A 21,511-nucleotide genomic window follows, 5' to 3' on the forward strand; every position below is an offset into this window, starting at 1 on the left:
GTCAAGCGGGGTCGTGACAGCAGACGCACAGCTTGTTGCCGTCGGCGTCGCGAAAGTACGCGCCGTAATAGTTCGCGTGATACTCGAGGCGCAGACCGGGTGGCCCTTCGCAGGTCGCGCCGTGAGCGAGCGCCGTTGCGTGCACGCGATCGACGGTTGGCCGATCAGCCGCCAGCAGCGCGACCATATGGCCGTTGCCCGCGACGGCCGGCTGCCCGTCGAACGGCCGGCCGACCAGAAAGAGCGGCCGCGCGACGCCGGGTGTCATCCATCCCGCCCACGGCCTGTCGTCCTCGCGAAACTTGAGCACGAGTCCCAGTTCGCGCAATAGAGCCGAATAGAACGCATACGCGCGCTCGAAATCGTTGACGCCGATGAACACGTGGGAAAGCATCGAAAGCGGCTCCTTTCAGATCAAAGCCCGGCACAGCCTGGGAGACAGGTAACGCCGATACCAGCATGACTGCTGATCTGGCTACGCGTACGCGCGGCAATTACGATGGTCGCGTCGTCAACACACATGAACCTTACGCGGAGCCCGACATCATGAAGCGTTTTCATATCGCGCTGGCCGTTGCGAACCTCGATGAATCGATTGCCGACTATAGCGGCCGGCTCGGACAGCCGCCGTCGGCCGTGGTGCCGGGGCAGTACGCGATGTGGCGCACCGATCTGCTCAACTTCTCGATCAACGAAAAGCCCGAAAAAGCAGGGCAATTGCGCCACGTCGGCTTCGAGGACGACTCGGCGGAAGGCTATTCGAGCAGCGTCGATGTGAACGGGCTCGAATGGGAGCTGTTCTCGGCGGCGGAGCAGGATCGCCGCATCGTCAGCGCATATGGCGTTCCAGTGCGTGACTGAGCACGCAACTGAGCATGCTACGGGGCGCGCAACGCACGCCGCTCACTTGCTGCCCGCTTCCTGCGATGTATAGTGCGCGCGCTTTTCGTCGTACATCAGCAGATCGGCGCGCTGCACGCCTTCTTCGATCCGCTCGCCTCGCTGCACCGTCGCGGCGCCCATCGAAAAGCTGATCGGCGAGCCCGGATAGAACTGGTTGTTCAGATCGACGAGCTGACGGATCGTCTCGATCATCGCCGCGCCGCCGCGCTCGTCGGTGCCGGGCAGCAGGATCGCGAACTCGTCGCCGCCGATACGCGCCGCGTTGAACGGCGTCTCCATCGCCTTCGCGAGCACTTCGCCGGCACGGCGCAGCAGCGCGTCGCCGGCCGCGTGGCCCAACTGGTCGTTGACGCGCTTCAGGCCGTTGAGGTCGGCCATGATGACCGTCACCGGGAACGGACCCTTGCGCTCCAGCCGGTTCAGCTCGTCGACATAGAACGAACGGTTGCGCAGTTTCGTCAGCACGTCGTGCTTGCCGAGAAACTCCAGATACGCCTCGGCTTTCTTGCGCGCGGTGATGTCGGTCAGCGCGACGAGCACGAGGTCCCATGTGCGCTCGTGGCCCGGCAGCACCGAGAATTGCAGGTGCACGTGCACCTCGTTCGCTTCGAGCGAATAGTTGAGCACTTCGCGCTGTTGAAAGAGCTTGCCGTCCCACAGGTCGATCAGCTGCTCGCGAAAGTGCGGGCGCATGTCGTCGCGGAACACTTCGGGCAGGCGGGACAGCAGCGTTTTCTTGTCAGGCGCGGCAAACATCTCCAGCGTGTGCCGGTTCACGTCGATCACGTGAATCTCGGCCATGCAGCGCTCGACGAACTCGGGGTGGACATCGGTGAACGTGCGGAAATCGGTGATGCCGGCGGCGCGCGCTTCGTCGAGCAGACGCTTGACCGCGCTGAAATCCTCGACCCACAGCGACACGGGCGAATGCTCGAACAGCCCGCGCACGTGCTGTTCGGCGGCCGTCACACGATGGCGCGCGTTTTCGAGCTCCGTGATGTCCTCCGTCGACACCAGCACGCGATCCCAGCGTTCCTCGTGTCCCGGCAGGATCTTGCCCTTCAGCAGTATGTCGAGGCGCCGCCCGCCGAGCGTGTAGTTGACGGTCTGGCTCGTGAAGTGCGGCTGGCCGGACCATAGCTGGCACAGCTCTTCGAGGTGCGTCTTCAGCATGTCGTCGCGGAAGACGGTGGACAGGTTGTCCGTCAGCGAGCTGAAATCGGCGGCTTCGAACAGCGACAGCGCCTTCTGGTTCACCTTGATCACGCGGATGCGGCTCGCGCATTCGGCGATGCGCCGCACGTCCTCGCCGATATGCGCGCGCAGATCGGTCACGCCCTGCTCGCGCCACGCTTCGAACAGCGCTTTCACGCCGCTGAAGTCTTCCAGCCACAGCGCGACGGGGGCGAGGTCGAACATTTCGGAGTCGTCGTCGGCTGTGCTGCGCCGGCTGGAGGAGTTGGGCATGACGGGTCCAGAATCGAAAGTCTCGCTATTCTACGGTGCCAATTTGCGATGCCCGGCAAAAAGAGCGGGCGTGCGGCGCTGGAACGGATGAGTCCGGCCGCAAGCGGGATATCGGCAAATCGCGGCGAATCTGCAGCGCATGTGCGTGCAGACCGGTCAGACGAGAAGCGACGCGAGCGTCGGGAAATCGTCGCGGTAAAGCGTGACGAGCCGCGCGGCGGTCTGATCGAGCCGCTTCTGGTCAACGGATAAAGCGTCGTTCACGCCGTCGGCCAATCCGCTCACGGTGACGGCCTTGGGCGAATCCGGGTCTTCCCATGTTTCGGCGAAGGCGGTCTGCTTGCAGGGCCGCACGAAGTCTTCGTCATGCAGCAGATTGATGCGCGGCCGCGCAAACGCCATCGCGACGATCCGCCCATGCAGACTGCTGCCGAGATACCCGCGGCTGTGTGCGATCAGCGCGCAGATGTCCCAGATATTCAGCGAATCGAACACATGGACGGACGACGCGTGCATGCGCGCAGCGGTGCGTTCGAAGCACGACAGATCGTCGTGCCACGGCGCAGCGCCCGCGCGAAAGAACACGACGGCGAGGCCGTGCGTGTGCGCGACGCGGTCCAGTTGCGCGGCGATCTGCGCGAGCGTCGCATCGTCGCCGAAATCGGCGCTGAACTGCACGGCGAGATAGCCGTTGGGTGCCGCCGAGCGTATCCGTTCGATTGCCGGCGTCGACGCGCGCTCGCGGATCGTATCGCCGAACAGGTTCGCTACCATGACGGCGCAATCCGGGACGAGCCGCGCCTCGATGCCGGACTGCGCGAGCCATGCCTGCGTGTGCGCATCGCGCACGGTGACATCGTCAGCGGCAGCGAGCTTCGTAAGCACTTCGCTGCGCAATGCTTCGTCGCGGCCGCTCAGGCCCACGCCACCGACGCCATGAAAGAGCACGCGCGCGGCTGAGGGCAGCGCTTCCTTCGACGACACATAGGGCGCATGCGCCCGCGTACCGAGCACACGATGCGCCCACGCCAGGCGATCGCGATCGTGCTGATGCGACGCGATGAGCCGTTGCACGTCGTCGGGCGATTGCAGCATCACGGCGGCTTCCCATGCATCGCACGTGAGGATTTCTCCGCCGACATGGATCAGATCGACCGCACGTTCGTGCATCTGCATGAGCGCTCCGACCCGATGGCCGCCGTGCGCGCGCAGGTCGCGAGCCGCGAGTCCCGCGAAGCGCACGTCGCGCTCGCCCAGCATGCGTGCGACGACGTGGGGAAACAGCATGTCGCCCAGGTTGTGCCGGTCGAACGCGCCGAACAGTACGACGGGTGATAACTTGCGCGCCGAGCCGTCATTTGACTTTCGCATTGCGATGCCCTACGAATCGATTTAACCGGTCGTCGGTTTATCGGTGCAAATGATCATACGAGTCACCGGAATCTGTACGGAGGGTACACGCAATTCGCGCATTGGCCACGTGAACGCGCATCGCGGCACACACGCGAGCGACACGCGCAATACGAGGAACACGTGTTTTCCGGCGAAGCCATTCGAAGCGCTTCGCCGTGAGCGGGCGACGATCTGTCTGCGCGCACCGGCATCCCGGTGCGCCTCCTCATGCCTGAAAAGAACAGGGGCAGCGTCATGTTCACTTACGTCATCGTGATGGCCATCTCGGCCTTCATTCCCTATGTCGCGACACCCGCTGCCGAAGCCGGTGTGAAGACGATCGTCTCCCATCACGACGATACGGAAACGGGCGGCGTGGACGCGCCCGCGCAGATGCAAACGCTCGTCGCGCAAGACGGCGCGGTTGCCAATGCTGCGCCCAGGAATGAGCATTGACGGCACTCCGCGTCAAAGCAGGCCGGCAAGCATTGCGCCTCTTCATCGAGTCGAAACAAGGCGAAAGGGACTGGCTCCGATAGCGGGCCACAGCTTCTATGTGCCTTCCCTCCGGCGCGTCTTTTCGCGGCGCGCCACGGTCCCGTCTGGCCGCGCGGACCCTCTGCTGAAGAGAGTCTTGTCGCGCTGTACCATCGGCGTCGATGATCGAAACGATGTTGATGGATGATTGTGCGCGCATCGGTGCGAAGCGCGTTCACTCATTGCTTTCCTGTCGATCCACCCGCCCCATCGGCGGCGCAATGTGTCACCACCTCAATGTGTCACCACCTAAAGGAGCGAAGTTCAATGAGCACGATCACCACGAAGGATGGCACGCAGATTTTCTACAAGGACTGGGGCTCGGGCCGTCCCGTCGTCTTCTCGCATGGCTGGCCGCTCGATGCGGACGCATGGGATGCGCAGATGCTGTTCTTGCTGCAAAAGGGCTTTCGCGTGATCGCACACGATCGCCGTGGACATGGCCGCTCGGGCCAGCCGTCGAGCGGCAATGACATGGACACCTACGCCGACGATCTCGCCGCGCTGCTCGATGCACTCGATATCCAGGGCGCGACGCTCGTCGGGCATTCGACGGGCGGAGGCGAAGTCGCGCACTATATCGGCCGTCACGGCACGAAGCGCGTCGCGAAGGCGGTGCTGATCGGCGCGGTGCCGCCGTTGATGTTGAAGACGCAAGCGAATCCCGGCGGCTTGCCGCTGGACGTGTTCGACGGCATTCGCAAGGGCGTCGCCGACAACCGCTCGCAGTTCTACAAGGACCTCGCGATGCCGTTCTTCGGCTTCAACCGTCCGAACGCAAAGGTGTCGCAAGGCACGATCGACGCGTTCTGGGCGCAGGGCATGGCGGGCGGCATTCACGGCCAGTACCTGTGCATCCGCGAGTTCTCTGAAGTCGACTACACGGAAGACCTGAAGAAGTTCGATGTGCCGACGCTGATCCTGCACGGCGACGACGATCAGATCGTGCCGATCGACGCCGCCGGCAGGATGTCCGCGGAGATCGTGAAGAACGCGACGTTCAAGGTCTACGAGGGCAGCCCGCACGGCATGTGCGTGACGGAGGCGGACAAGATCAACGCCGATCTGCTCGCGTTCATCAACAGCTAGGCGCGCACGCGGACCGTATGCGATGGCGGCGCATCCTCTTGCGGGATGCGCCGCTTTTTTATTCAAGCGGCACGGTCTGTCGCGCGATACGGAATACGCCGGCGTTTGCGCTTCGTTTCCGACGCGATAACATCGCATCCATCGCGACTCCATGAACGGAACATGACCACCTACGTTGCGCTGTTGCGGGCCGTCAATGTCGGCGGCACCGGCAAGCTGCCAATGACCGAGCTTCGCCGGATGTGCGAAGAAGCGGGTTTCATCGGCGTACGCACGTATATTGCGAGCGGCAATGTCGTGTTCGAAAGCAGGCTCGCGAGGCGCGCGGTGCAAGCCGCGCTCGAAAGCCGACTCGAAGCCTACGCGGGCAAGCCCGTGGGCGTGTTGATCCGCACGGGCAAGGAAATGGCTGACGTGCTGCGCGCCAATCCGTTCAGCGACGAAGCGCCGAACCGCACCGTCGCGATCTTTCTCGATGGCCCGCCGCCCGCCGATACGCTCGAACACATGACCGGTCAGCGCGACGAAAAGGTCGCGCTCGGCAAGCAGGAAATCTATGTGCATTACGGCGAAGGGATGGCGAACTCGAAACTAAAAATTCCCGCTGCGAAAACAGGGACCGCGCGCAATATCAACACGATCGCGACGCTCGCCGAATGGGCCGCGCAATGATGGCGGGCGATGGCCCGGCCCGCTGCAGCCGATGCGGCTTGTTGCTACACTGCGCGTTGCCAGTACTTCGTTGCAGCACATCTCTTGCAGCGCTTCCCGTTTCCTGCTCGCGTCCCGCTCATGAAACCGTCACTGCTCGTACTGACTTCCCTTCCCGACGACAATCGAGAGCGCATCGCCGCTTCGTTCGACATCCTCTATGCGCCCACGCACGAAGCGCGCGCCGATTCGATCGCGAAGCACGGTGCTGCGATTCGCGTGGTGCTGACCAACGGCACCACAGGTCTGAGCGCCGATGAAATAGACCGGTTGCCCGCGCTCGAACTGGTGAGCGCATTGGGCGCGGGCTACGAGAACATCGCGACGGACCATGCGCGCGCACGCGGCATCGTGCTCACGAACGGCGCGGGCGCTAACGACGATTGCGTCGCCGATCATGCATTTGCATTGCTGCTGGCTGTCGTGCGCGATGTGCCCCAGCGCGACCGCGCGACACGCGAAGGCATCTGGCGCGATGCGTTGCCGCTGCGGCCTTCGGTGTCGGGCAAGCGGCTCGGTATCGTCGGTCTTGGACATATCGGGGAGAAGGTGGCGCGCCGCGCGGCTGGTTTCGATATCGACGTCGCGTATCACAATCGCAAGCCACGCGACGGCGTGACACTGCGCTACTTCGACAACCTGCGCGATCTCGCGCGCTGGAGCGACTATCTCGTCGTCGCGACGCCGGGCGGCGCGCTCACGCATCATCTGATCGACGCGCACGTGCTCGAAGCGTTGGGGCCGACGGGCTTTGTCATCAACGTGTCGCGCGGCAGCGTCGTCGATACGGATGCGCTTGCGCATGCGTTGAAGAATGGCGTCATCGCGGGAGCGGGGCTCGACGTGTACGAAAGCGAGCCGCATCCGCCGCAGTCGCTGCTGCATCTGAACAATGTCGTGCTGACGCCGCATGTGGCGGGCACGTCGCCGGAAGCGAACGCGGCCTGCGTCGATACTTTCATCGCGAACGCCACGCGTCACTTCGCGGGCCAGGACGTGCTCACGCCCATCTGACTGACGCTTATCGGCTGACGCTTATTGGATTACTCACTACGCGAGGACCTCACGTATATGGCCAAACATACGGCACTGATCGAATGGAGCAACAACGGCAGCCCGTTCACCGACAACCGCTATAGCCGCGCGCATCGCTGGACGTTCGACGGCGGCGCGGTCGTGCCCGCATCGAGTTCGCCGCACGTGGTGCGCGTGCCGTTCTCCGATCCGGCGGGTGTCGATCCCGAAGAGGCGTACGTCGCGGCATTGTCGAGTTGTCACATGCTGTGGTTTCTGTCGATTGCAGCGGGCGAGGGTTACGTCGTGACCTCGTATCGGGACGAAGCCGAGGGCACGATGGCAAAGAACGAAGCGGGCAAGGACGTAGTGACGCGAGTCGTGCTGAAGCCGGCCGTTGCATTTGCGGGCTCGAAAGCGCCGAGCGATGATGCGCTTCACCATCTCCATCATCTCGCGCACGATGCGTGTTTTCTGGCGAACTCGGTGAAGACGGTGATCGACGTCGAGGGAAGCTGGAGCTTCGACGCAGCGTCAAACGACTAATCGCGTATCGACATTGCTCAGGTGGCTACACGTCGCTTCACTGCCCGGACTGGACCGTTCAGGCGCATCGCGGGCAGTGTCCGATCGGAAGCGTGACTATGCGCAACCCGTCACTGACGGAGCCTGCTTAGCCACGCGCGCCATCCGCCGTATTGCGTGATGTCGGTGGCGGCGTCGAGGCCGCCGGCTTCGCAAACGAAGCCGGTTTCCCAGCGGCCATCCGCAAGTTCGATCTTGCCCAGCGCGAGCGGCGCCGGAATGCCTGCGAGAAATGAGCCGAGTTCGGCGCTCGGCAATTCCCACACTTCGACAGCGATCGATGCACCGTTTGCCGTATCGCGCGTCATGCCGGGGCGCTGCGTCGGACCGCCCGCGAGCGCATACAGCCGATAGCGCGGCGCGCTCGCCGTCGCTTCGACGAGCCGCGCGCCGCGCGCCGTCAACTGCCCATTCAGCGCAAGCCCTTCGAGATGCGCGCCGCACACGACGAGCTTCATCCTGTCGTGATGCGCGGCGCGTGCGGGCACATCCGCGTCCTGCGGCGCGCCGCCGATCAACGGCACGGCGAGCTTGCGATGCAAGGCATCGGCGATGCTCAGCAGGTATTGATCCGTGAATGCACGGCCGAACAGCGTCACGCCCCATGGCAGGCCGTTGCGCATGAACCCTGCGGGCGTCGCGACAGCCGCATAGTCGAGCAGATTCATGAAGTTCGTGTAATGCCCGAGCAGCGAGTTCGCACCGACAGGATCACGCTCGAGTTCAGCGAGCGTCACCGCGCGCGGAATGGACGGCGTCAGCACGCAATCGAGTTCGGCGAGTGTGGCATCGCAACGCTGCTTCAACGCCTGAAGCCTGTACTGCGCGCGGAACGCATCGACGGCTGTGGCGCCAGGCGCGTTCGCAAGCACGTCGCGAATCACGGGCAGTACGGCACCGGGTTGCGACTCCAACAGCGCACCCGCCACGCTATAGCGCTCGGCGACCCATGGGCCCTCATAGAGCAGGCGCGCTGCTTCGACGAAAGGCGTGAAATCGATCTCGACGGCTTCGCCGCCGATCGCTTCGAGCGCCGCGCGTGCCCGCGCAAACAGTGCGGGGCTTTCGTCACAGCCCGCAAACTCGAGTTGACGCGGCACGCCAAAGCGAAAGCGCGTGATTTCGCCGAACGCCGCCGCGTCGTTCCATTGCGGGTTGACGCGGCTGTAGGCGTCAGTCGGATCGTAACGGGCGGTCAGGGCAAGCAGTTCGCTCGCCTCACTCGCGGTCGCGGTGAAATACGTCACGCAATCGAGCGTGCGGCACGCAGGCACGACGCCCGCGGTCGACAGCAAACCCTTCGTCCCCTTCGTGCCGACGAGGTTGTTCAGCGCGGCGGGTACGCGGCCCGAACCCGCCGTATCGGTGCCGAGCGCGAAGCCCGCGACGCCGAGCGCGACGGCCAGCGACGAACCCGCGCTCGATCCGCCCGACGGATACGCGGGATGCACGCTGTTGCGGCATTTGCCATACGGCGATCGCGTGCCGTTGAGTCCCGTCGCGAACTGGTCGAGATTCGTCTTGCCGATGGGCACCGCGCCGAGTGCGATCAGTTGTGCAACGAGCGTCGCCGATTCGTCCGGCGTGTAGGCAAAACCGGGGCAAGCGGCCGTCGTCGGAACGCCTGCGAGATCGATGTTGTCCTTCAATGCGAACGGCACGCCGTAAAGCGGCAACGCATCGATAGCGCTTGCGTCCAGCGCCGCCAGATACGGCTCTATTTCCGCATCGGACAGCAGGTGAATGAAGAGGTGATAGTCGGGGTTCAGCGCCGCGCGCGCTCGCGCAATGCGCCGATCAGCCTGCGCGGCGTCGTGCGGCCTTCGCGGTACGCGGCGCGCAACGCGGGCAGACGCAGATCGAATGAATTCATCCCGGTGGTTCCTTGGAAGCGTTGATAGGGAATGCCGTGTCAGGTGCGCTGTTCGATCACGACGACGCGCTGCCCCGCGCGAACGGGCGAACCCGGCGCGACATGAACCTCGCCGACGGTGCCTGCACACGGCGCAATGACGGAGATCTCCATCTTCATCGACTCGATGATGAGCAGCACGTCGCCTGCCTCGACAGTCGCGCCGGGCTCGACGCGCACTTGCCACAGATTGCCCGCGATTTCGCTATCGACGGCAATCTGGCCGTCGGTGAGCGGCGCGATGTCGGCGTCGGCTGCGATGGGCGGTTCGAGCGCGTCTTCGTTGCTGCCCGCTTCGTGCCAGCGTTGGCGCTCCGCCTGAAACGCAGCCTGCTGGCGCGCGCGGAACTGTGCGATCTCGCCGGCTTCGCGTGCGAGAAACGCCTGATAGTCCGCGAGCGACAGTTCGGTCTCTTCGATCTTCAGCGGATAACGCCCGAGCGGAAAGGCTTCGCGGATGCGCAGCAACTCGTCGGCGCTCACTTCGTAGAAGCGGATCTGATCGAAGAAGCGCAGCAGGTACGGACGTCCCGCGAAATCCGCCACTGCGCGATAGCGGTTCCACATTTGCAGTGTGCGTCCGACGAACTGATACCCGCCCGGCCCCTCCATGCCATACACGCACAGATACGCACCGCCGATGCCGACCGAGTTTTCCGCCGTCCATGTGCGGGCCGGGTTGTACTTCGTCGTCACGAGCCGATGGCGCGGATCGAGCGGCGTCGCGACGGGTGCGCCGAGATAGACGTCGCCGAGGCCCATCACCAGATAGCTCGCGTCGAACACGATGCGCCTGACGGCATCGATCGAGTCGAGGCCGTTGACGCGCCGGATGAACTCCAGATTGCTCGGACACCACGGCGCATCCTTGCGCACCGTGGTCATGTACTTGTCGATGGCGAGCCGGCAAGCGGGGTCGTCCCACGACAGCGGCAGATGCACGACGCGCGACGGCGCGCGCAAATCCTTTTGCAGCAGCACGCGCTGCCATGTCGAGGCGACGTGTTCGAGCAGCGCGGCAAGCGGCAATTGCTCCGGCTGATAGTGAACCTGCAACGAGCGGATGCCGGGCGTGAGATCGACGACACCGGGCAACTGCAACGCTTCGAGCGATTGCATCAATGCGTGGCCGCGAAAGCGCAGCACGAGATCGAGTTCGGGCGGGCCGATTTCGAGCAGCAGATGCGTGTCGCCGGAAAGACGCGCGACGAGCCGCTCGTCGCCTTCGCCGACGTTCAGCACAATTGGCGATTGCAGTTGCGCCGAATTTGCAGTGCGCGTCGGCAGCGTCTGTTCTGCGAGTGTTTCGATTTCCATGGCACGCGCGCGTGCCGCTGCGCGCGCCGTCGCGATGTCGACGGGAACGAAGCGCACCTTGTCGCCTGCCTTGAGCTGGCCGATCTGCCACAGGTCCGCTTCGATCACCGTGACGGGACAGACGAATCCGCCGAGGCTCGGACCGTCGGGGCCGAGAATGACGGGCATGTCCCCCGTGAAATCGATCGCGCCGACGGCATACGGATTATCGTGAATGTTCGACGGATGCAGACCCGCTTCGCCGCCATCGGCACGCGTCCATTCGGGCTTCGGACCGATGAGCCTGACACCCGTGCGGCTCGAATTGAAGTGGATCTCCCAGTCCGTATCGAGAAACCGTTCGATATAGCGCGCGTTGAAGTATTCGGGCGCGCCATGCGGACCGTAGACCACACGGAGCACGCGCACATCGTCGAGGCGCCGTGCGAGCGATGCACGCAACGTCGCGCCCGCGGCGCGATCGGCCAGCGCATGCAGATGCAGCACGTCGCCCGCGCGCAGCGCCCGCCCGCCATGTCCGCCGAACTGCCCGAGCGTGAACGTGCTGCGGCTGCCCAGATACTGCGCGACGTCGAGACCGCCGCGGACGCACAGGTAGGCGCGCGCGCCTGCGCCGCGTATCGTGCCGAGCGCGAGCGTCGAACCGGCCGCGACGAAGAACGTCGTGTTCATCGGTTGCGGGATGTCGTCGAGCATGACGGGCAGCGTCGCGCCCGTGACGACCACGACGGCGTCCGCGTTGAAGCGCAGCATGGGCCCGCTCATCGTGATTTCGAGCGCGGCCGCTTGCGCGTCATTGCCGAGCAGGCGATTGCCGAGGCGCAATGCGCGATCGTCCATCGGGCCCGAAGGCGGCACGCCCACGGCCCAATAACCAGGACGCCCCGGATAGTCCTGAACGGTGGTCTGCGTGCCGCCGCCGAGCACCTCGAACGTCGATGCGCGATAGCGCAAACCGTCGAGACAGCGCGTCCACGGATGGCCGCTTGCGAATGGTGCGTCAGCGAGAATCTGGCGCAGATAGTCCCGGTTCGTTTCGACGCCATAGATGCGCGAGGCCTCGAGTGCTGCGTCGAGCGCGCGGCGTGCGGCATCGCGCGTCGGCTGCCAGGCGATCAGCTTTGCGAGCATCGGATCGAACCACGGCGGCACTTCGCAACCGGCTTCGATCCATGTATCGATGCGCAATGCGCGGCCATCGGCTGACGGAAACGACACATCGGTCAAAAGCCCCGGGCAGGGCTTGAAATCACGGCCCGGATCTTCGGCATAGAGGCGCGCCTGGATCGCATGCCCTTGCGGTTTCAGGTCGCGCGACAGCACGTCGAGCGGCGCAAGCGTGCCTGCTGCAAGCTCGATCATCCAGCGCACCAGATCGACGCCCCACACCTGCTCCGTGACGCCGTGCTCGACCTGCAAACGCGTATTCACTTCGAGAAAATAGAAGCGCGCGGCATCGCTGTCGTAGACGAATTCGACCGTGCCCGCCGAGCGATAGGCGACCGCTTGCGCAAGCCCGATCGCGGCATCGCAGAGTGCGGCTTCGACGCCGTCGGGCAGATTCGGCGCGGGCGTTTCTTCGAGCACTTTCTGATTGCGCCGCTGCACCGAACAATCGCGCACGCCGAGCGCGATCGCCGCGCCTTTGCCGTCGCCGAAAATCTGCACTTCGAGATGCCGCGCCTTCTCGATGTACTTTTCGAGGAACACGCCCGCGTCGCTGAAATTGTTCTGTCCGAGGCGCTTCACGATATCGAACTGCGCCGCAAGCTCTTCGGCGGAGCGGCACACGCGCATGCCGATGCCGCCGCCGCCCGCCGTGCTTTTCAGCATCACGGGATAACCGACGCGTTCGGCCGCTTCGAATGCCGCACGTAGATCGTCGAGCAGGCCAGTGCCTTCGAGCATCGGCACACCTTGTCCGGCGGCGATCGCGCGAGCCGTGTGCTTGAGGCCGAATGCGCGCAACTGCGCAGGCGTCGGTCCGATGAACGCGATGCCCGCGGCTTCGCAAGCCTCGGCAAACGCAGCGTTTTCCGACAGAAAGCCGTAGCCCGGATGAATCGCCTGCGCGCCGTGCGCGCGCGCGGCGTCGAGAATCTTCGCGACGTCGAGATAAGTTGCGCTCGCTGCGCCGTCGCCGAGACTGCATGCGGTATCGGCGAAACTGACGTGACGGCTTGCGCGATCAGCTTCGCTATAGACAGCCACGCCTTCGACGTTCAGCTCGCGCAGCGTGCGCAGAATGCGGCAGGCGATCGCACCGCGATTCGCAATGAGGACTTTATCGAACATGAGTGGATGTTCAATGCGTGGGCGGGTCGTCCCGCCACGTGGAGATGCGTGCCGAGGTCGTCCACGGCAGGCCGCTTCGCTTTCGCGTTTCGGAGCGAGCAGCGTTCAGTGGCGCGCGTGCCGTTCAACGCGGCGCGAAGCGCGGTCGATCGGCAAGAAACGCTCGGCGCGAACCTTCATCAGCGTGTAGAGCCACCGACGCAGCGCGGTCAGTTCCATATCGTCAGCTCCGCGGAAGTGGGGTTGTACGCGTTGCACGGGTTGTTCAACTGCGGGCAGTTCGAGATCAGCACGATCACGTCCATTTCGGCGCGCAGTTCGACGTACTTGCCCGGCGCGGAAATGCCGTCTTCGAATGTGAGGCCGCCCTCGGATGTCACGGGAACGTTCATGAAGAAGTTGATGTTGGCGGCGATGTCGTGTTTCGACAGCCGGCCGTCGTGCGCGCAGGCGCGCAGGAAGTTGTCGCGGCAGCTGTGCATGTAGCGCTTTTCCAGCGCATAGCGCACGGTATTGCTTTCCTGCGCGCACGCGCCGCCGAGCGTGTCGTGACGTCCGCACGTGTCGGCGACGATGGTCAGCATCGGGTTGCCGAGATTCGAATAGAGCACGGTGCCCGTCGTCAGATAAAGACTGTTCTGGCGGCGCAGCGTGCGTTGCGCGTCGTAGCGCTCGCGCGGATCGGCGAGGCTGTAGAACAGCGTATCGATCGCCTGATTGCCTTCGAGGTCGCGGATGCGCAGTGTCTGGCCCGCCTTCAGTTCCTTGAGCCACGGCTCGCCCGCAGGCAATGTCGCGCGGAAGACCGCGTTCGCGGAATCGAGCGTGCTGGCTGTGAGTGTCTGTGTCGTCATGGTGCGCTGTGATCAGAGAAAGAATCGTTCGGTGTTGATGAAGCCGCGCGCGTTTTCGTCGCACGACGTGCGGCAGATTTCCGCCACTTGCGGGTGGGCGGCGTGCAGCGTGAGCTTCACGGGCCTCGGCGCGTATTCGCTGTTCGGGTCGAGCGGATGCTGGATCGCCGTCAGTACGACGAGCGTGTTCATCGGCGCATACAGTTCGACGTAATCGCCCGCTTTCGAATTGCCCGCGGCGAGACTGAGCGCGCCTGCATCGGTCACGTCGACGCGGCTGAAGAGATTGAGCGTCATCAGCAGATCCGCAACGCCAAGCCCCCATTTGCCGAGTTCGACGAGCAGGTTGTCCGCGCCGTTGCGATGGAACGCGTTGCGCAACTCCTGATAGCGGCCCTGTCCGTACTTCTCCAGCACTTCCGCAGCGTTCGAAACGCCCGCGAGCGTGTCGTGCCAGCCGCACGTATCCGCGACAATCGCGGCGAGCGCGCGGCCCATGTCGGAATAGAGGCAATGACCCTTGGTCAGCTTCGCGGTGTGCTGGCACTTGAGCGTGTCGGGCAGATTGAGGCGTTCGCTTTTTTCAGCGGCATTGAAGAGCAGCATGCTGACGTTCGCGCCGCCGCGCAGGTCGGTGATGCGCAGCAACTGGCCGCGCCTGACGATCAGCGACGCGTGGCCGCCGCCCGGCACGGTTTCTTCCAGCAATGAGGCGTTGATATCGTTCATCTCGTGTCCTTGTTGTATTCGCGTGGAGCGCACGGTTCATGCGGGCACGGCAAGCAGCGGCGGAATCGCCGTGGCCGCGTGCGGGTCGCGTACGCCGTTGCGTTCGAGCGGAATGTCGTAAGTGATGCGCGCGCCGTAGGCTTGCGGTGCCTGGGGATCGACGCGCACCTTGTCGAACACCAGCACGCGGCTGCCGAGCGTGAAGCCTTCTTTCAGATCGTGCGTGACCATGAAGACGGTCAGTCTCGCTTCGCGCCACAACGCGGTCAGCAGTTCGTGCATGTCGCGCCGGATGCCGGGATCGAGCGCGCCGAAGGGTTCGTCGAGCAGCAGCACGCGCGGCTTCATCACGAGCGCCTGTGCTAGCGCCAGGCGTTGCTGCATGCCGCCCGACAGCTGATGCGGGTACTTGTCGAGCGAATCAGAGAGGCCGACGCGCGCGAGCATCGCGGCGGCTTCGTCGCGTGCAAGACGACGGCGTGCGCCGAACAGTCTTCCCGTGAAGGGCGCATGCGGCAGTTCAAGGCCGAGCATCACGTTGCACAGCACGCTCAGGTGCGGGAACACCGAATAACGCTGGAACACGACGCCGCGATGCGGGTCCGGCTCGGCCGGCAGCGGTTCGCCGTCGAGCAGGATCTGGCCGCGCGTCGGATGTTCCTGGCCGAGCAGCAGCCGCAGAAACGTCGACTTGCCGCAGCCCGATGCGCCGACCATCGAACAGAACTCGCCTTCCGCGATACGCAGATTCAGCCGTTCGAGCACGACCTGATCGTCGTACTGCTTCCACAGGTTGCGGATCTCGATCATGCGCGGCCCCCGTTGTACCAGGGGAACGCCCATCGCGTGACGCGGCGCAGCGCTTCGTCGATGAGCCACGCGAGCAGCGTGATCCACGCGACGTACGGCAGGATCACATCCATCGCGAGATAGCGGCGCACGAGAAAGATGCGATAGCCGAGCCCGTCCGTCGATGCGATCGCTTCTGCCGCGATCAGGAAGAGCCACGCCGAACACAGCGCAAGCCGCAATGCGATCAGTAGGCGCGGCAGCAATTGTGGCACGATCACGCGCACGATCAGTGTCCAGCTCGACGCGCCGAGCGTTTGCGCTTTCATCCATAGCTCCTCGGGAATTTCGCGCGTGCGCTGTTGCAGGTCGCGAATCATCATCGGCGTGATGCCGATCACGATCAGCACGACTTTCGACAACTCGTCGAGCCCGAACACGATGAAGAGAATCGGCAATACCGCAAGCGGCGGAATCATCGATATCACGGTGATGAACGGCGACAGCGTGGCGCTCGCGAGCGGGATGCTGCCCGTTACGATGCCGAACACGAGCGCGAGCGCGGCGCTTGCGACGAGACCGATGCCGAGGCGCTTCATGCTCGACACGGTGTCGTCCCACATCATGTATTCGCCCGTGCGTTTGTCTTCCGTGAAGCGTATTCGTGCAGCGCGTCCTTCATCTGTGCGGCACTCGGCAACAGCTTGTCGTCGGGGTTCGCCTGCAGCCGCAGCGACGAGCCTGTGAAGTACACCGCGATCAGCACGATGAAGGGCAGCAGCAACAGCATCAGACTGCCGGTGCGGCCAGGATGTCGGTTGATGAGCCGCATGGGCCTCTCCTGGTCAGAATGAAGCGGCGTTTACAGCTTGCCTTGCGCGGCCATGCGCACATAGGTCGGATCGAAACGCAGCTTCAGATTGCTCTTGCTGCCGACGATCACGTTGTTGTCGAATGCCATGCCGACCGCACCCGCGTTGGACGCGCCTTTGCCGAGCAGGCCGTGATCGAACGAGAACTGCGCGACGCGCGTCATGATCTTCGGCATGTTCGGGCTCGTGGCGAAATCGAGCGCCTGTTGCGGTGTGTAGAAGAGTGCCGTGGTCGACAGTTGCGCCTTGTAGCCGGCGAGGTCGGTGCCCGACGCCTTGGCCATCGACGTGAGCGCGGACTGGCTGTCGGGCGACGTGCCGTGCATCAGCTGCATGATCTCGAACCACGCACCCGTCAGCGCCTTGCCGAGCGCCGGGTTGTCCTGCAGCGTCTTCGTGTTGACGACCATCATGTCCATGATTTCGCCCGGAATGCGACTCGAATCGAATACTTCGGTCACGTTCGGCTTTGCCTTCAGATCGGCGAGCATCGGGTTCCATGTGACCGTGTTGCTCACCGTGGGCGTGGCGAATGCGCCGGAGATATCGGCGTCCGACGTGTTGACGGTCTTGATGTCGCGCTCGCTCATTCCGGCCGATTCGAGCGCGCGCGCGAGCAGATAGTGCGAGACGGAGAGCTCGACGAGATTGACGGACTGGCCTTTGAGATCGGCGACTCTCTTGCCCGTACCCTTGATGAGCACGCCGTCGTTGCCGTTCGAATAGTCGCTGACGATGAGCGCTGTGCTATCCACGCCACCCGTTGCCGGAATGGTCAGCGCGTCCATGTTGGTCATCGCGCAGCCGTCGAACTTGCCGGCCGTGTATTGATTGATGGATTCGATGTAGTCGTTCAGTTGCACGACATCGACATTGATGCCGTACTTCTTCGCCCATCTGGACATGATGCCCTGCGTCTTCGCATAGCCCCACGGCATCCAGCCGGCGTAGATGGTCCAGCAGACCTTGAAGTCCTTGCGGGCTTGAGCGAATGACGGAGTGGAAATGCAAAGGGAGAGAGCGACGGCGGCAGCGGCGAAAAAACGGAGCTTGCGCATGAGGTTGACCTCGCAGGGACGGTTATCGACGGCAGGAGCGGCGCGACGCATCGCGTTCTCTCCCGGGCTTTTATCCCGCCGTGTAACCTCGTCCGAGGTCGACAACTCTCGGACCAGCGTCGCGCATCGAGTGCATCGATGCGGACCGGAACCCTAGTCGTCCATTTGCCAGATTGTGACTGCTAAACCGGATGCTGCACCGGCTCCTGCTCTTCTCTAAGCGATAAGCATGCCATCGCTGTCACTACGTCGGTTCGCGCTTGCAGAGGATCGATCGTGCACAACCTTGAGGCGCAGTGGCGATATGGCCGCGCGTACGCGCACTAATCGGGTGCCTTGGCGAGCGCTCATTTGCCCAAGCGGCAGCTCGGCGCGGAGTCATCGAACGTGGCTGATTTTTGATGTGCAACTGTCGTGCGATCGTCCCCGTTGCCACTGTGCGATCTTCGACCTCGCGTTTCATTCGACATTGGCAATCGTCCGTTATGCAAATGGGTATTTGCTTTGCTCATCGCGAAAGCCTGCTGTTAGCGGGGATTTGCTACCGCTATGTCACTGAACATCGCATCGCCGTCTTCTGCGAAAACGCGAGTCCTGTCGTGGTCGATCGACGGGAAGATCAGGTCCGTTACTGCGGTGCGACCGTGATCGGCAAACACCTCTACCGAGTTGCGGTCGACCACCACTTGCAGATGAAGCTTGCCATCGCGCAGCGGCAGATCGACGATATGCTCCTTGCTGAATGCATCTGAAAACCATATGTTGCCGGATCGCGATCTGTCCACAACGAGGGCTTGCTTGCGCGCGTCGTAATAGATTCGCGTCCCGGTGTCGCCCGTTGCTGAGCCTCGAACGATCAACCCGGCGCGCTGCGCAGTGCCAGGCCGGATAGTCAATTCGATATTCTGAACGGCGCCGTGCATGAGCGGTGCAAGATCTCGCATAGCCGACGACACTTCGAGCGCTTTTATCCGTCTTCCGGCAGACCGTCTTACCAGCGATTCATACGACTGCGCAGGTGTCGACATTAGCTGCGGCTTTCCGTCGATGGTCTTCAGCGAGAGTTCACGGGGCAATGCCATCGCCCCCCGCCACGGCGATGTCGGCACGTGGCTCGCATAGTCCCAGTTGCTCATCCAGCCGATCGTCAACGCCTTGCCTGCTGGTGCATTCGAAAATGTTCCCGCCGCATAGTAGTCCGCACCGTGATCGAGCCATTGATACTGCGCGGGATCGGAGCTGGCTGATGCGACATCGTCTGGAACGAAACGCGTGCCGTCGAACTGCCCGACGAAATACATGGCGCCCGATCCGCCCGCGATCGACCACGGATTCACATTGACGATCATCACCCACTTCTGACGCGTCGGATCGCCGTCTAACGCAAGCGCAAACAGGTCCGGCATTTCCCATAGCGCACCGCGATGCGGGACATCGGGCAGCGTGAAGTCGCTCAGAAACGTCCAGTCGACCAGGTTGTCCGACCGGTAGAGCTTGACGACATGCGCATCGGCAACAACGGCCGTCATCAGCCAATATCCGCCTGATGCATACCAGGAGACCTTTGGATCACGAAAGTGGTGCGACTCGGGGTTCAAGGTCAATACCGGGTTATGCACGTACTGCTGCCAGGTCTTGCCATCGTCGGTGCTATAGGCGAGCGACTGCGCCTGAACGCCTGGTTCGTGCCCGGAACCGGCCTTGTACACACTCGTGTAGAGCGCAACGAGCGGCGGCGCGTTTGCGGTGCCGAGCCCCGACGTGTTGCGCGTATCGGCGACGACCGAGCCCGAGAATACTTCCTCGGTACGGTTCGCGCGCATCGCGACCGCTTGCTCTTCCCAATGGACCAGATCACGGCTAGTGGCGTGTCCCCACGACATATCACCCCAGAAGTTGCCATGCGGGTTGTATTGGTAAAACAGGTGATACAGGCCTTTGTAGTAGACGAGGCCGTTGGGGTCGTTCATCCAGTTGCGCTCCGGCGTGTAGTGAAGTGTGGAGCGCCACTGCGGTGTATCCGTTGCACTCGCCGCAAACGACGTTGACGGGGGGACGCATGCTGTAACCGTCGTGGCTAGCGCGGTAAAGAGCCATGACGACAGCGTGCGCGATCTAAAGAACATTGGACGTTGTGGGTCGTGCATTGAATGTCTTTCCTCACTGGGAGGCGTACTTGTCCGGGGGGCCTCGCACCACCGGCTTCGATCTCGTGAACTACCGCCAGATACACTGGCCGCTTGCGGGAAGGCAATTCGGAAATCCCGAACTTCATGGCGGCACTCGCTCGGGTGGGGTCACTGCGCGCGCCGCCGGCACGGTGCGCGCAGCCCGACATTAACGAAGCTTGCACGGGCGAACGCTGCAAGCTTCGCCGGGAGCATTACTGGTTGCCCTGACCGTTGCCGTTCGGGCCGTTACCAGGCGCCGACTGATTCGCGGGAATGTCACCGTAGCCGCCAAGACCACCCTTGCCATACGTCCGGTCCACGGCCGTCGTATCGCCATTGATGTTGATCCTGGTGGTCGGCGCGAGCGTGCCGCCGCGCCGTGTGCCGATTGCATCGATGAACGACTCGACGAGACCGCCAGGCATCACGTAGTGCGAGTACGACTGGAACGTGCGCGGGTTCTGGTTCGGATCCTCGGCGTAGGGCGCGCCAACGGGCGCATCGAAATCGGTCGGGTTGCCGAGCACGAGGCCGCTGCCCTTGTTCATCGGCAGAAAATCGCTGCGAATGCCGTTGCCGACGAAGCCATACACACCATCCGGCCCATCGACGCCAGCCGCCATCGTTGCCCGGTGGCTGATCGTGAACAGATAGTACTTGCCGTCCTTCATGTAGATCTGCGGGCGCTCGGTCTGATCGTCGCCACAGTTGGCCGACAGAATCGGCGGCAGAAATTTCCACTGCGTGAGCTGCCTGTCGGTCGCGACGGCAAGACCCACGTTGGCCTTCTGGTAGACCGCGCCTTCGTTCATCACGGTGTTCAGATCCTCGCGGTACGGGTCGTTCGGCGCATAGCCAAGATCGGCCTCAGTACAGGTACGCGCGCCGCGCGCGCCGCCCGTGTTGCCTTCGAACACCATATAGGTCTTGCCGGGATGCGCAGGGTCAGTGAACACGAACGGATCGCGGAACGAGTAGTAGGTGTTTTGCTGACCTGTCTGATACATCGTCCCGTCCGGTTGCAACAGCGCCTGATGATCATCGAAGCCGGTGAACCACACGTGGCTATCGTCGGCGTGAATCTGGCCGTCTGCCCGCGTGATGATCGCGATCGGCGGCGTGATGTCCGATCCGCCCGGCGCCGAGCGATTGAACGACAACGCGGTGTAGTAGAGGTTCACCTGATTGCCGTTGACCAGTCGCGCGGAGCCTGACCATTCGGCGTTGTTCGTCATCGGCGCCGTGCCGAAGACCTTCGCGCTCGAGCCATCGGGGAACAGATGGCCGCCCCAGATCCAGCCGCCGTTCGCGGGGCGCTGCGCCGCCGGCACGCCAGCGCGACGATAGAAGAAGCCGATGCGCGCATGCACGTGACGATCGTCGAACGTGTAGCCGGCATGCGGGTCGGCCGTCAGCGAGAAGATCACCTCCCAGCCCTTGTACGCCATCTGGTTTGCTTGCATATCGGCGAGCGGCCACGTATCCCATACCCACACGTTCGGGTTGATCAGCGGGAAATCCTGCGCAATGTCCGGCATGGTCAACGCCGTCGGCAGCGAGTTCTTGTCCGCAGCCGTCGCGGTATGCGACTGCGCCTTGATCTGGCGAATGTCGGCGCGCGTCCAGCGCATCGTGAAGCTGCTCTCGGGGTCGTAGGCCTGCTGCGAATGGGGTGTCGGCGCAGGGAATCCCGCTGTCTGGGCTAGCGCGCCCGTCGCAACTGCCGACAGCAGGGCTCCCGAGAGGAGGCGCATGCGCAAGCGCGAGTGGTGGGAATGGCTACGCGAGGAGGAGTGGGCAACATTCATCGTGGACG

The 21,511-nt window shown here is 63.5% G+C and carries 16 protein-coding genes, 2 pseudogenes and 1 riboswitch; of the genes and pseudogenes, 6 read left to right on the top strand and 12 right to left on the bottom strand.

Features of this window, described 5'->3' with window-relative positions; all coding sequences use genetic code 11:
* Nucleotide 1 precedes the first annotated feature (1 nt).
* On the bottom strand, nucleotides 2-394 hold the full coding sequence (locus tag BMW76_RS35115; RefSeq protein WP_090873427.1) for a VOC family protein: 393 nt from the start codon (nucleotides 392-394) through the stop codon (nucleotides 2-4).
* Nucleotides 395-546: 152 nt separating this feature from the next.
* On the opposite strand from BMW76_RS35115, the gene BMW76_RS35120 reads away from it, so the two are divergent.
* Complete coding sequence (locus tag BMW76_RS35120; protein WP_090873452.1) at nucleotides 547-861, top strand: VOC family protein; 315 nt, start codon at nucleotides 547-549, stop codon at nucleotides 859-861.
* A gap of 42 nt (nucleotides 862-903) precedes the next feature.
* On the opposite strand, the gene BMW76_RS35125 is transcribed toward BMW76_RS35120, so the two are convergent.
* Together BMW76_RS35125 and BMW76_RS35130 are read right to left on the bottom strand one after the other, a co-directional pair.
* Nucleotides 904-2,370 (bottom strand): sensor domain-containing diguanylate cyclase, encoded by a 1,467-nt coding sequence (locus BMW76_RS35125; protein WP_090873428.1) that lies wholly within the window; start codon nucleotides 2,368-2,370, stop codon nucleotides 904-906.
* A gap of 156 nt (nucleotides 2,371-2,526) precedes the next feature.
* A complete protein-coding gene (locus BMW76_RS35130; protein ID WP_090873429.1) occupies nucleotides 2,527-3,741 on the bottom strand; it encodes a polysaccharide pyruvyl transferase family protein in 1,215 nt (404 codons plus the stop codon).
* Between the two features lie 276 nt (nucleotides 3,742-4,017).
* Here BMW76_RS35130 and BMW76_RS35135 point away from each other — a divergent pair, with 276 nt between their 5' ends.
* The 5 genes from BMW76_RS35135 to BMW76_RS35155 all read left to right on the top strand — a co-directional run bounded on the left by BMW76_RS35135 (nucleotide 4,018) and on the right by BMW76_RS35155 (nucleotide 7,659).
* Entirely contained in the window at nucleotides 4,018-4,218 is a 201-nt protein-coding gene (locus BMW76_RS35135) for a hypothetical protein (RefSeq protein ID WP_090873430.1), read from the top strand.
* Nucleotides 4,219-4,566: 348 nt separating this feature from the next.
* Nucleotides 4,567-5,388 carry an alpha/beta fold hydrolase gene (locus BMW76_RS35140; RefSeq protein ID WP_090873431.1) on the top strand — a complete coding sequence of 274 codons (822 nt, stop codon included), beginning with the start codon at nucleotides 4,567-4,569 and terminating at the stop codon, nucleotides 5,386-5,388.
* Nucleotides 5,389-5,550: 162 nt separating this feature from the next.
* A complete protein-coding gene (locus BMW76_RS35145) occupies nucleotides 5,551-6,060 on the top strand; it encodes a DUF1697 domain-containing protein (protein WP_090873432.1) in 510 nt (169 codons plus the stop codon).
* A 120-nt stretch (nucleotides 6,061-6,180) separates the two neighbouring features.
* Complete coding sequence (locus tag BMW76_RS35150) at nucleotides 6,181-7,113, top strand: 2-hydroxyacid dehydrogenase (RefSeq protein ID WP_090873433.1); 933 nt, start codon at nucleotides 6,181-6,183, stop codon at nucleotides 7,111-7,113.
* A 57-nt stretch (nucleotides 7,114-7,170) separates the two neighbouring features.
* A complete protein-coding gene (locus BMW76_RS35155; protein ID WP_090873434.1) occupies nucleotides 7,171-7,659 on the top strand; it encodes an OsmC family protein in 489 nt (162 codons plus the stop codon).
* A gap of 110 nt (nucleotides 7,660-7,769) precedes the next feature.
* Here the strand turns inward: BMW76_RS35155 and atzF are convergent.
* From atzF to BMW76_RS35200, 9 genes and pseudogenes are all read right to left on the bottom strand, one after another.
* Nucleotides 7,770-9,571: pseudogene (gene atzF / locus BMW76_RS35160) on the bottom strand (allophanate hydrolase).
* A 39-nt stretch (nucleotides 9,572-9,610) separates the two neighbouring features.
* A complete protein-coding gene (gene uca, locus BMW76_RS35165; protein WP_090873435.1) occupies nucleotides 9,611-13,222 on the bottom strand; it encodes an urea carboxylase in 3,612 nt (1,203 codons plus the stop codon).
* A 209-nt stretch (nucleotides 13,223-13,431) separates the two neighbouring features.
* Complete coding sequence (locus tag BMW76_RS35170; protein WP_090873436.1) at nucleotides 13,432-14,076, bottom strand: urea amidolyase associated protein UAAP2; 645 nt, start codon at nucleotides 14,074-14,076, stop codon at nucleotides 13,432-13,434.
* A 12-nt stretch (nucleotides 14,077-14,088) separates the two neighbouring features.
* Nucleotides 14,089-14,805, bottom strand: coding sequence for an urea amidolyase associated protein UAAP1 (locus BMW76_RS35175; protein ID WP_177200579.1), 717 nt, complete (start codon nucleotides 14,803-14,805; stop codon nucleotides 14,089-14,091).
* Between the two features lie 36 nt (nucleotides 14,806-14,841).
* The gene (locus tag BMW76_RS35180; protein ID WP_090873437.1) at nucleotides 14,842-15,615 is read right to left on the bottom strand and encodes an ABC transporter ATP-binding protein; all 774 of its coding nucleotides are present in this window, start codon (nucleotides 15,613-15,615) and stop codon (nucleotides 14,842-14,844) included.
* A pseudogene (locus BMW76_RS35185) lies at nucleotides 15,612-16,426 on the bottom strand (ABC transporter permease). Before BMW76_RS35185 ends, BMW76_RS35180 begins: the two are co-directional and overlap by 4 nt.
* A 30-nt stretch (nucleotides 16,427-16,456) precedes the next feature.
* Nucleotides 16,457-17,524, bottom strand: coding sequence for a putative urea ABC transporter substrate-binding protein (locus BMW76_RS35190; protein ID WP_177200580.1), 1,068 nt, complete (start codon nucleotides 17,522-17,524; stop codon nucleotides 16,457-16,459).
* Between the two features lie 57 nt (nucleotides 17,525-17,581).
* A riboswitch (guanidine-I (ykkC/yxkD leader) is annotated at nucleotides 17,582-17,692 on the bottom strand.
* A gap of 359 nt (nucleotides 17,693-18,051) precedes the next feature.
* A complete protein-coding gene (locus BMW76_RS35195; protein WP_407669068.1) occupies nucleotides 18,052-19,650 on the bottom strand; it encodes a glycoside hydrolase family 32 protein in 1,599 nt (532 codons plus the stop codon).
* Nucleotides 19,651-19,907: 257 nt separating this feature from the next.
* The gene (locus BMW76_RS35200) at nucleotides 19,908-21,449 is read right to left on the bottom strand and encodes a glycoside hydrolase family 68 protein (protein ID WP_090873440.1); all 1,542 of its coding nucleotides are present in this window, start codon (nucleotides 21,447-21,449) and stop codon (nucleotides 19,908-19,910) included.
* Nucleotides 21,450-21,511 lie beyond the last annotated feature (62 nt).

Source organism: Paraburkholderia diazotrophica, assembly GCF_900108945.1.
Lineage (GTDB): Bacteria > Pseudomonadota > Gammaproteobacteria > Burkholderiales > Burkholderiaceae > Paraburkholderia > Paraburkholderia diazotrophica.

Coding starts and splice junctions, on each gene's coding strand:
- BMW76_RS35150 (WP_090873433.1), top strand. CDS start 6,181: ATGAAACCGTCACTGCTCGTACTGACTTCCCTTCCCGACGACAATCGA.
- BMW76_RS35190 (WP_177200580.1), bottom strand. CDS start 17,524: ATGCGCAAGCTCCGTTTTTTCGCCGCTGCCGCCGTCGCTCTCTCCCTT.
- uca (WP_090873435.1), bottom strand. CDS start 13,222: ATGTTCGATAAAGTCCTCATTGCGAATCGCGGTGCGATCGCCTGCCGC.
- BMW76_RS35140 (WP_090873431.1), top strand. CDS start 4,567: ATGAGCACGATCACCACGAAGGATGGCACGCAGATTTTCTACAAGGAC.
- BMW76_RS35120 (WP_090873452.1), top strand. CDS start 547: ATGAAGCGTTTTCATATCGCGCTGGCCGTTGCGAACCTCGATGAATCG.
- BMW76_RS35175 (WP_177200579.1), bottom strand. CDS start 14,805: ATGAACGATATCAACGCCTCATTGCTGGAAGAAACCGTGCCGGGCGGC.
- BMW76_RS35170 (WP_090873436.1), bottom strand. CDS start 14,076: ATGACGACACAGACACTCACAGCCAGCACGCTCGATTCCGCGAACGCG.
- BMW76_RS35195 (WP_407669068.1), bottom strand. CDS start 19,650: ATGTTCTTTAGATCGCGCACGCTGTCGTCATGGCTCTTTACCGCGCTA.
- BMW76_RS35135 (WP_090873430.1), top strand. CDS start 4,018: ATGTTCACTTACGTCATCGTGATGGCCATCTCGGCCTTCATTCCCTAT.
- BMW76_RS35155 (WP_090873434.1), top strand. CDS start 7,171: ATGGCCAAACATACGGCACTGATCGAATGGAGCAACAACGGCAGCCCG.
- BMW76_RS35130 (WP_090873429.1), bottom strand. CDS start 3,741: ATGCGAAAGTCAAATGACGGCTCGGCGCGCAAGTTATCACCCGTCGTA.
- BMW76_RS35115 (WP_090873427.1), bottom strand. CDS start 394: ATGCTTTCCCACGTGTTCATCGGCGTCAACGATTTCGAGCGCGCGTAT.
- BMW76_RS35125 (WP_090873428.1), bottom strand. CDS start 2,370: ATGCCCAACTCCTCCAGCCGGCGCAGCACAGCCGACGACGACTCCGAA.
- BMW76_RS35200 (WP_090873440.1), bottom strand. CDS start 21,449: ATGCGCCTCCTCTCGGGAGCCCTGCTGTCGGCAGTTGCGACGGGCGCG.
- BMW76_RS35145 (WP_090873432.1), top strand. CDS start 5,551: ATGACCACCTACGTTGCGCTGTTGCGGGCCGTCAATGTCGGCGGCACC.
- BMW76_RS35180 (WP_090873437.1), bottom strand. CDS start 15,615: ATGATCGAGATCCGCAACCTGTGGAAGCAGTACGACGATCAGGTCGTG.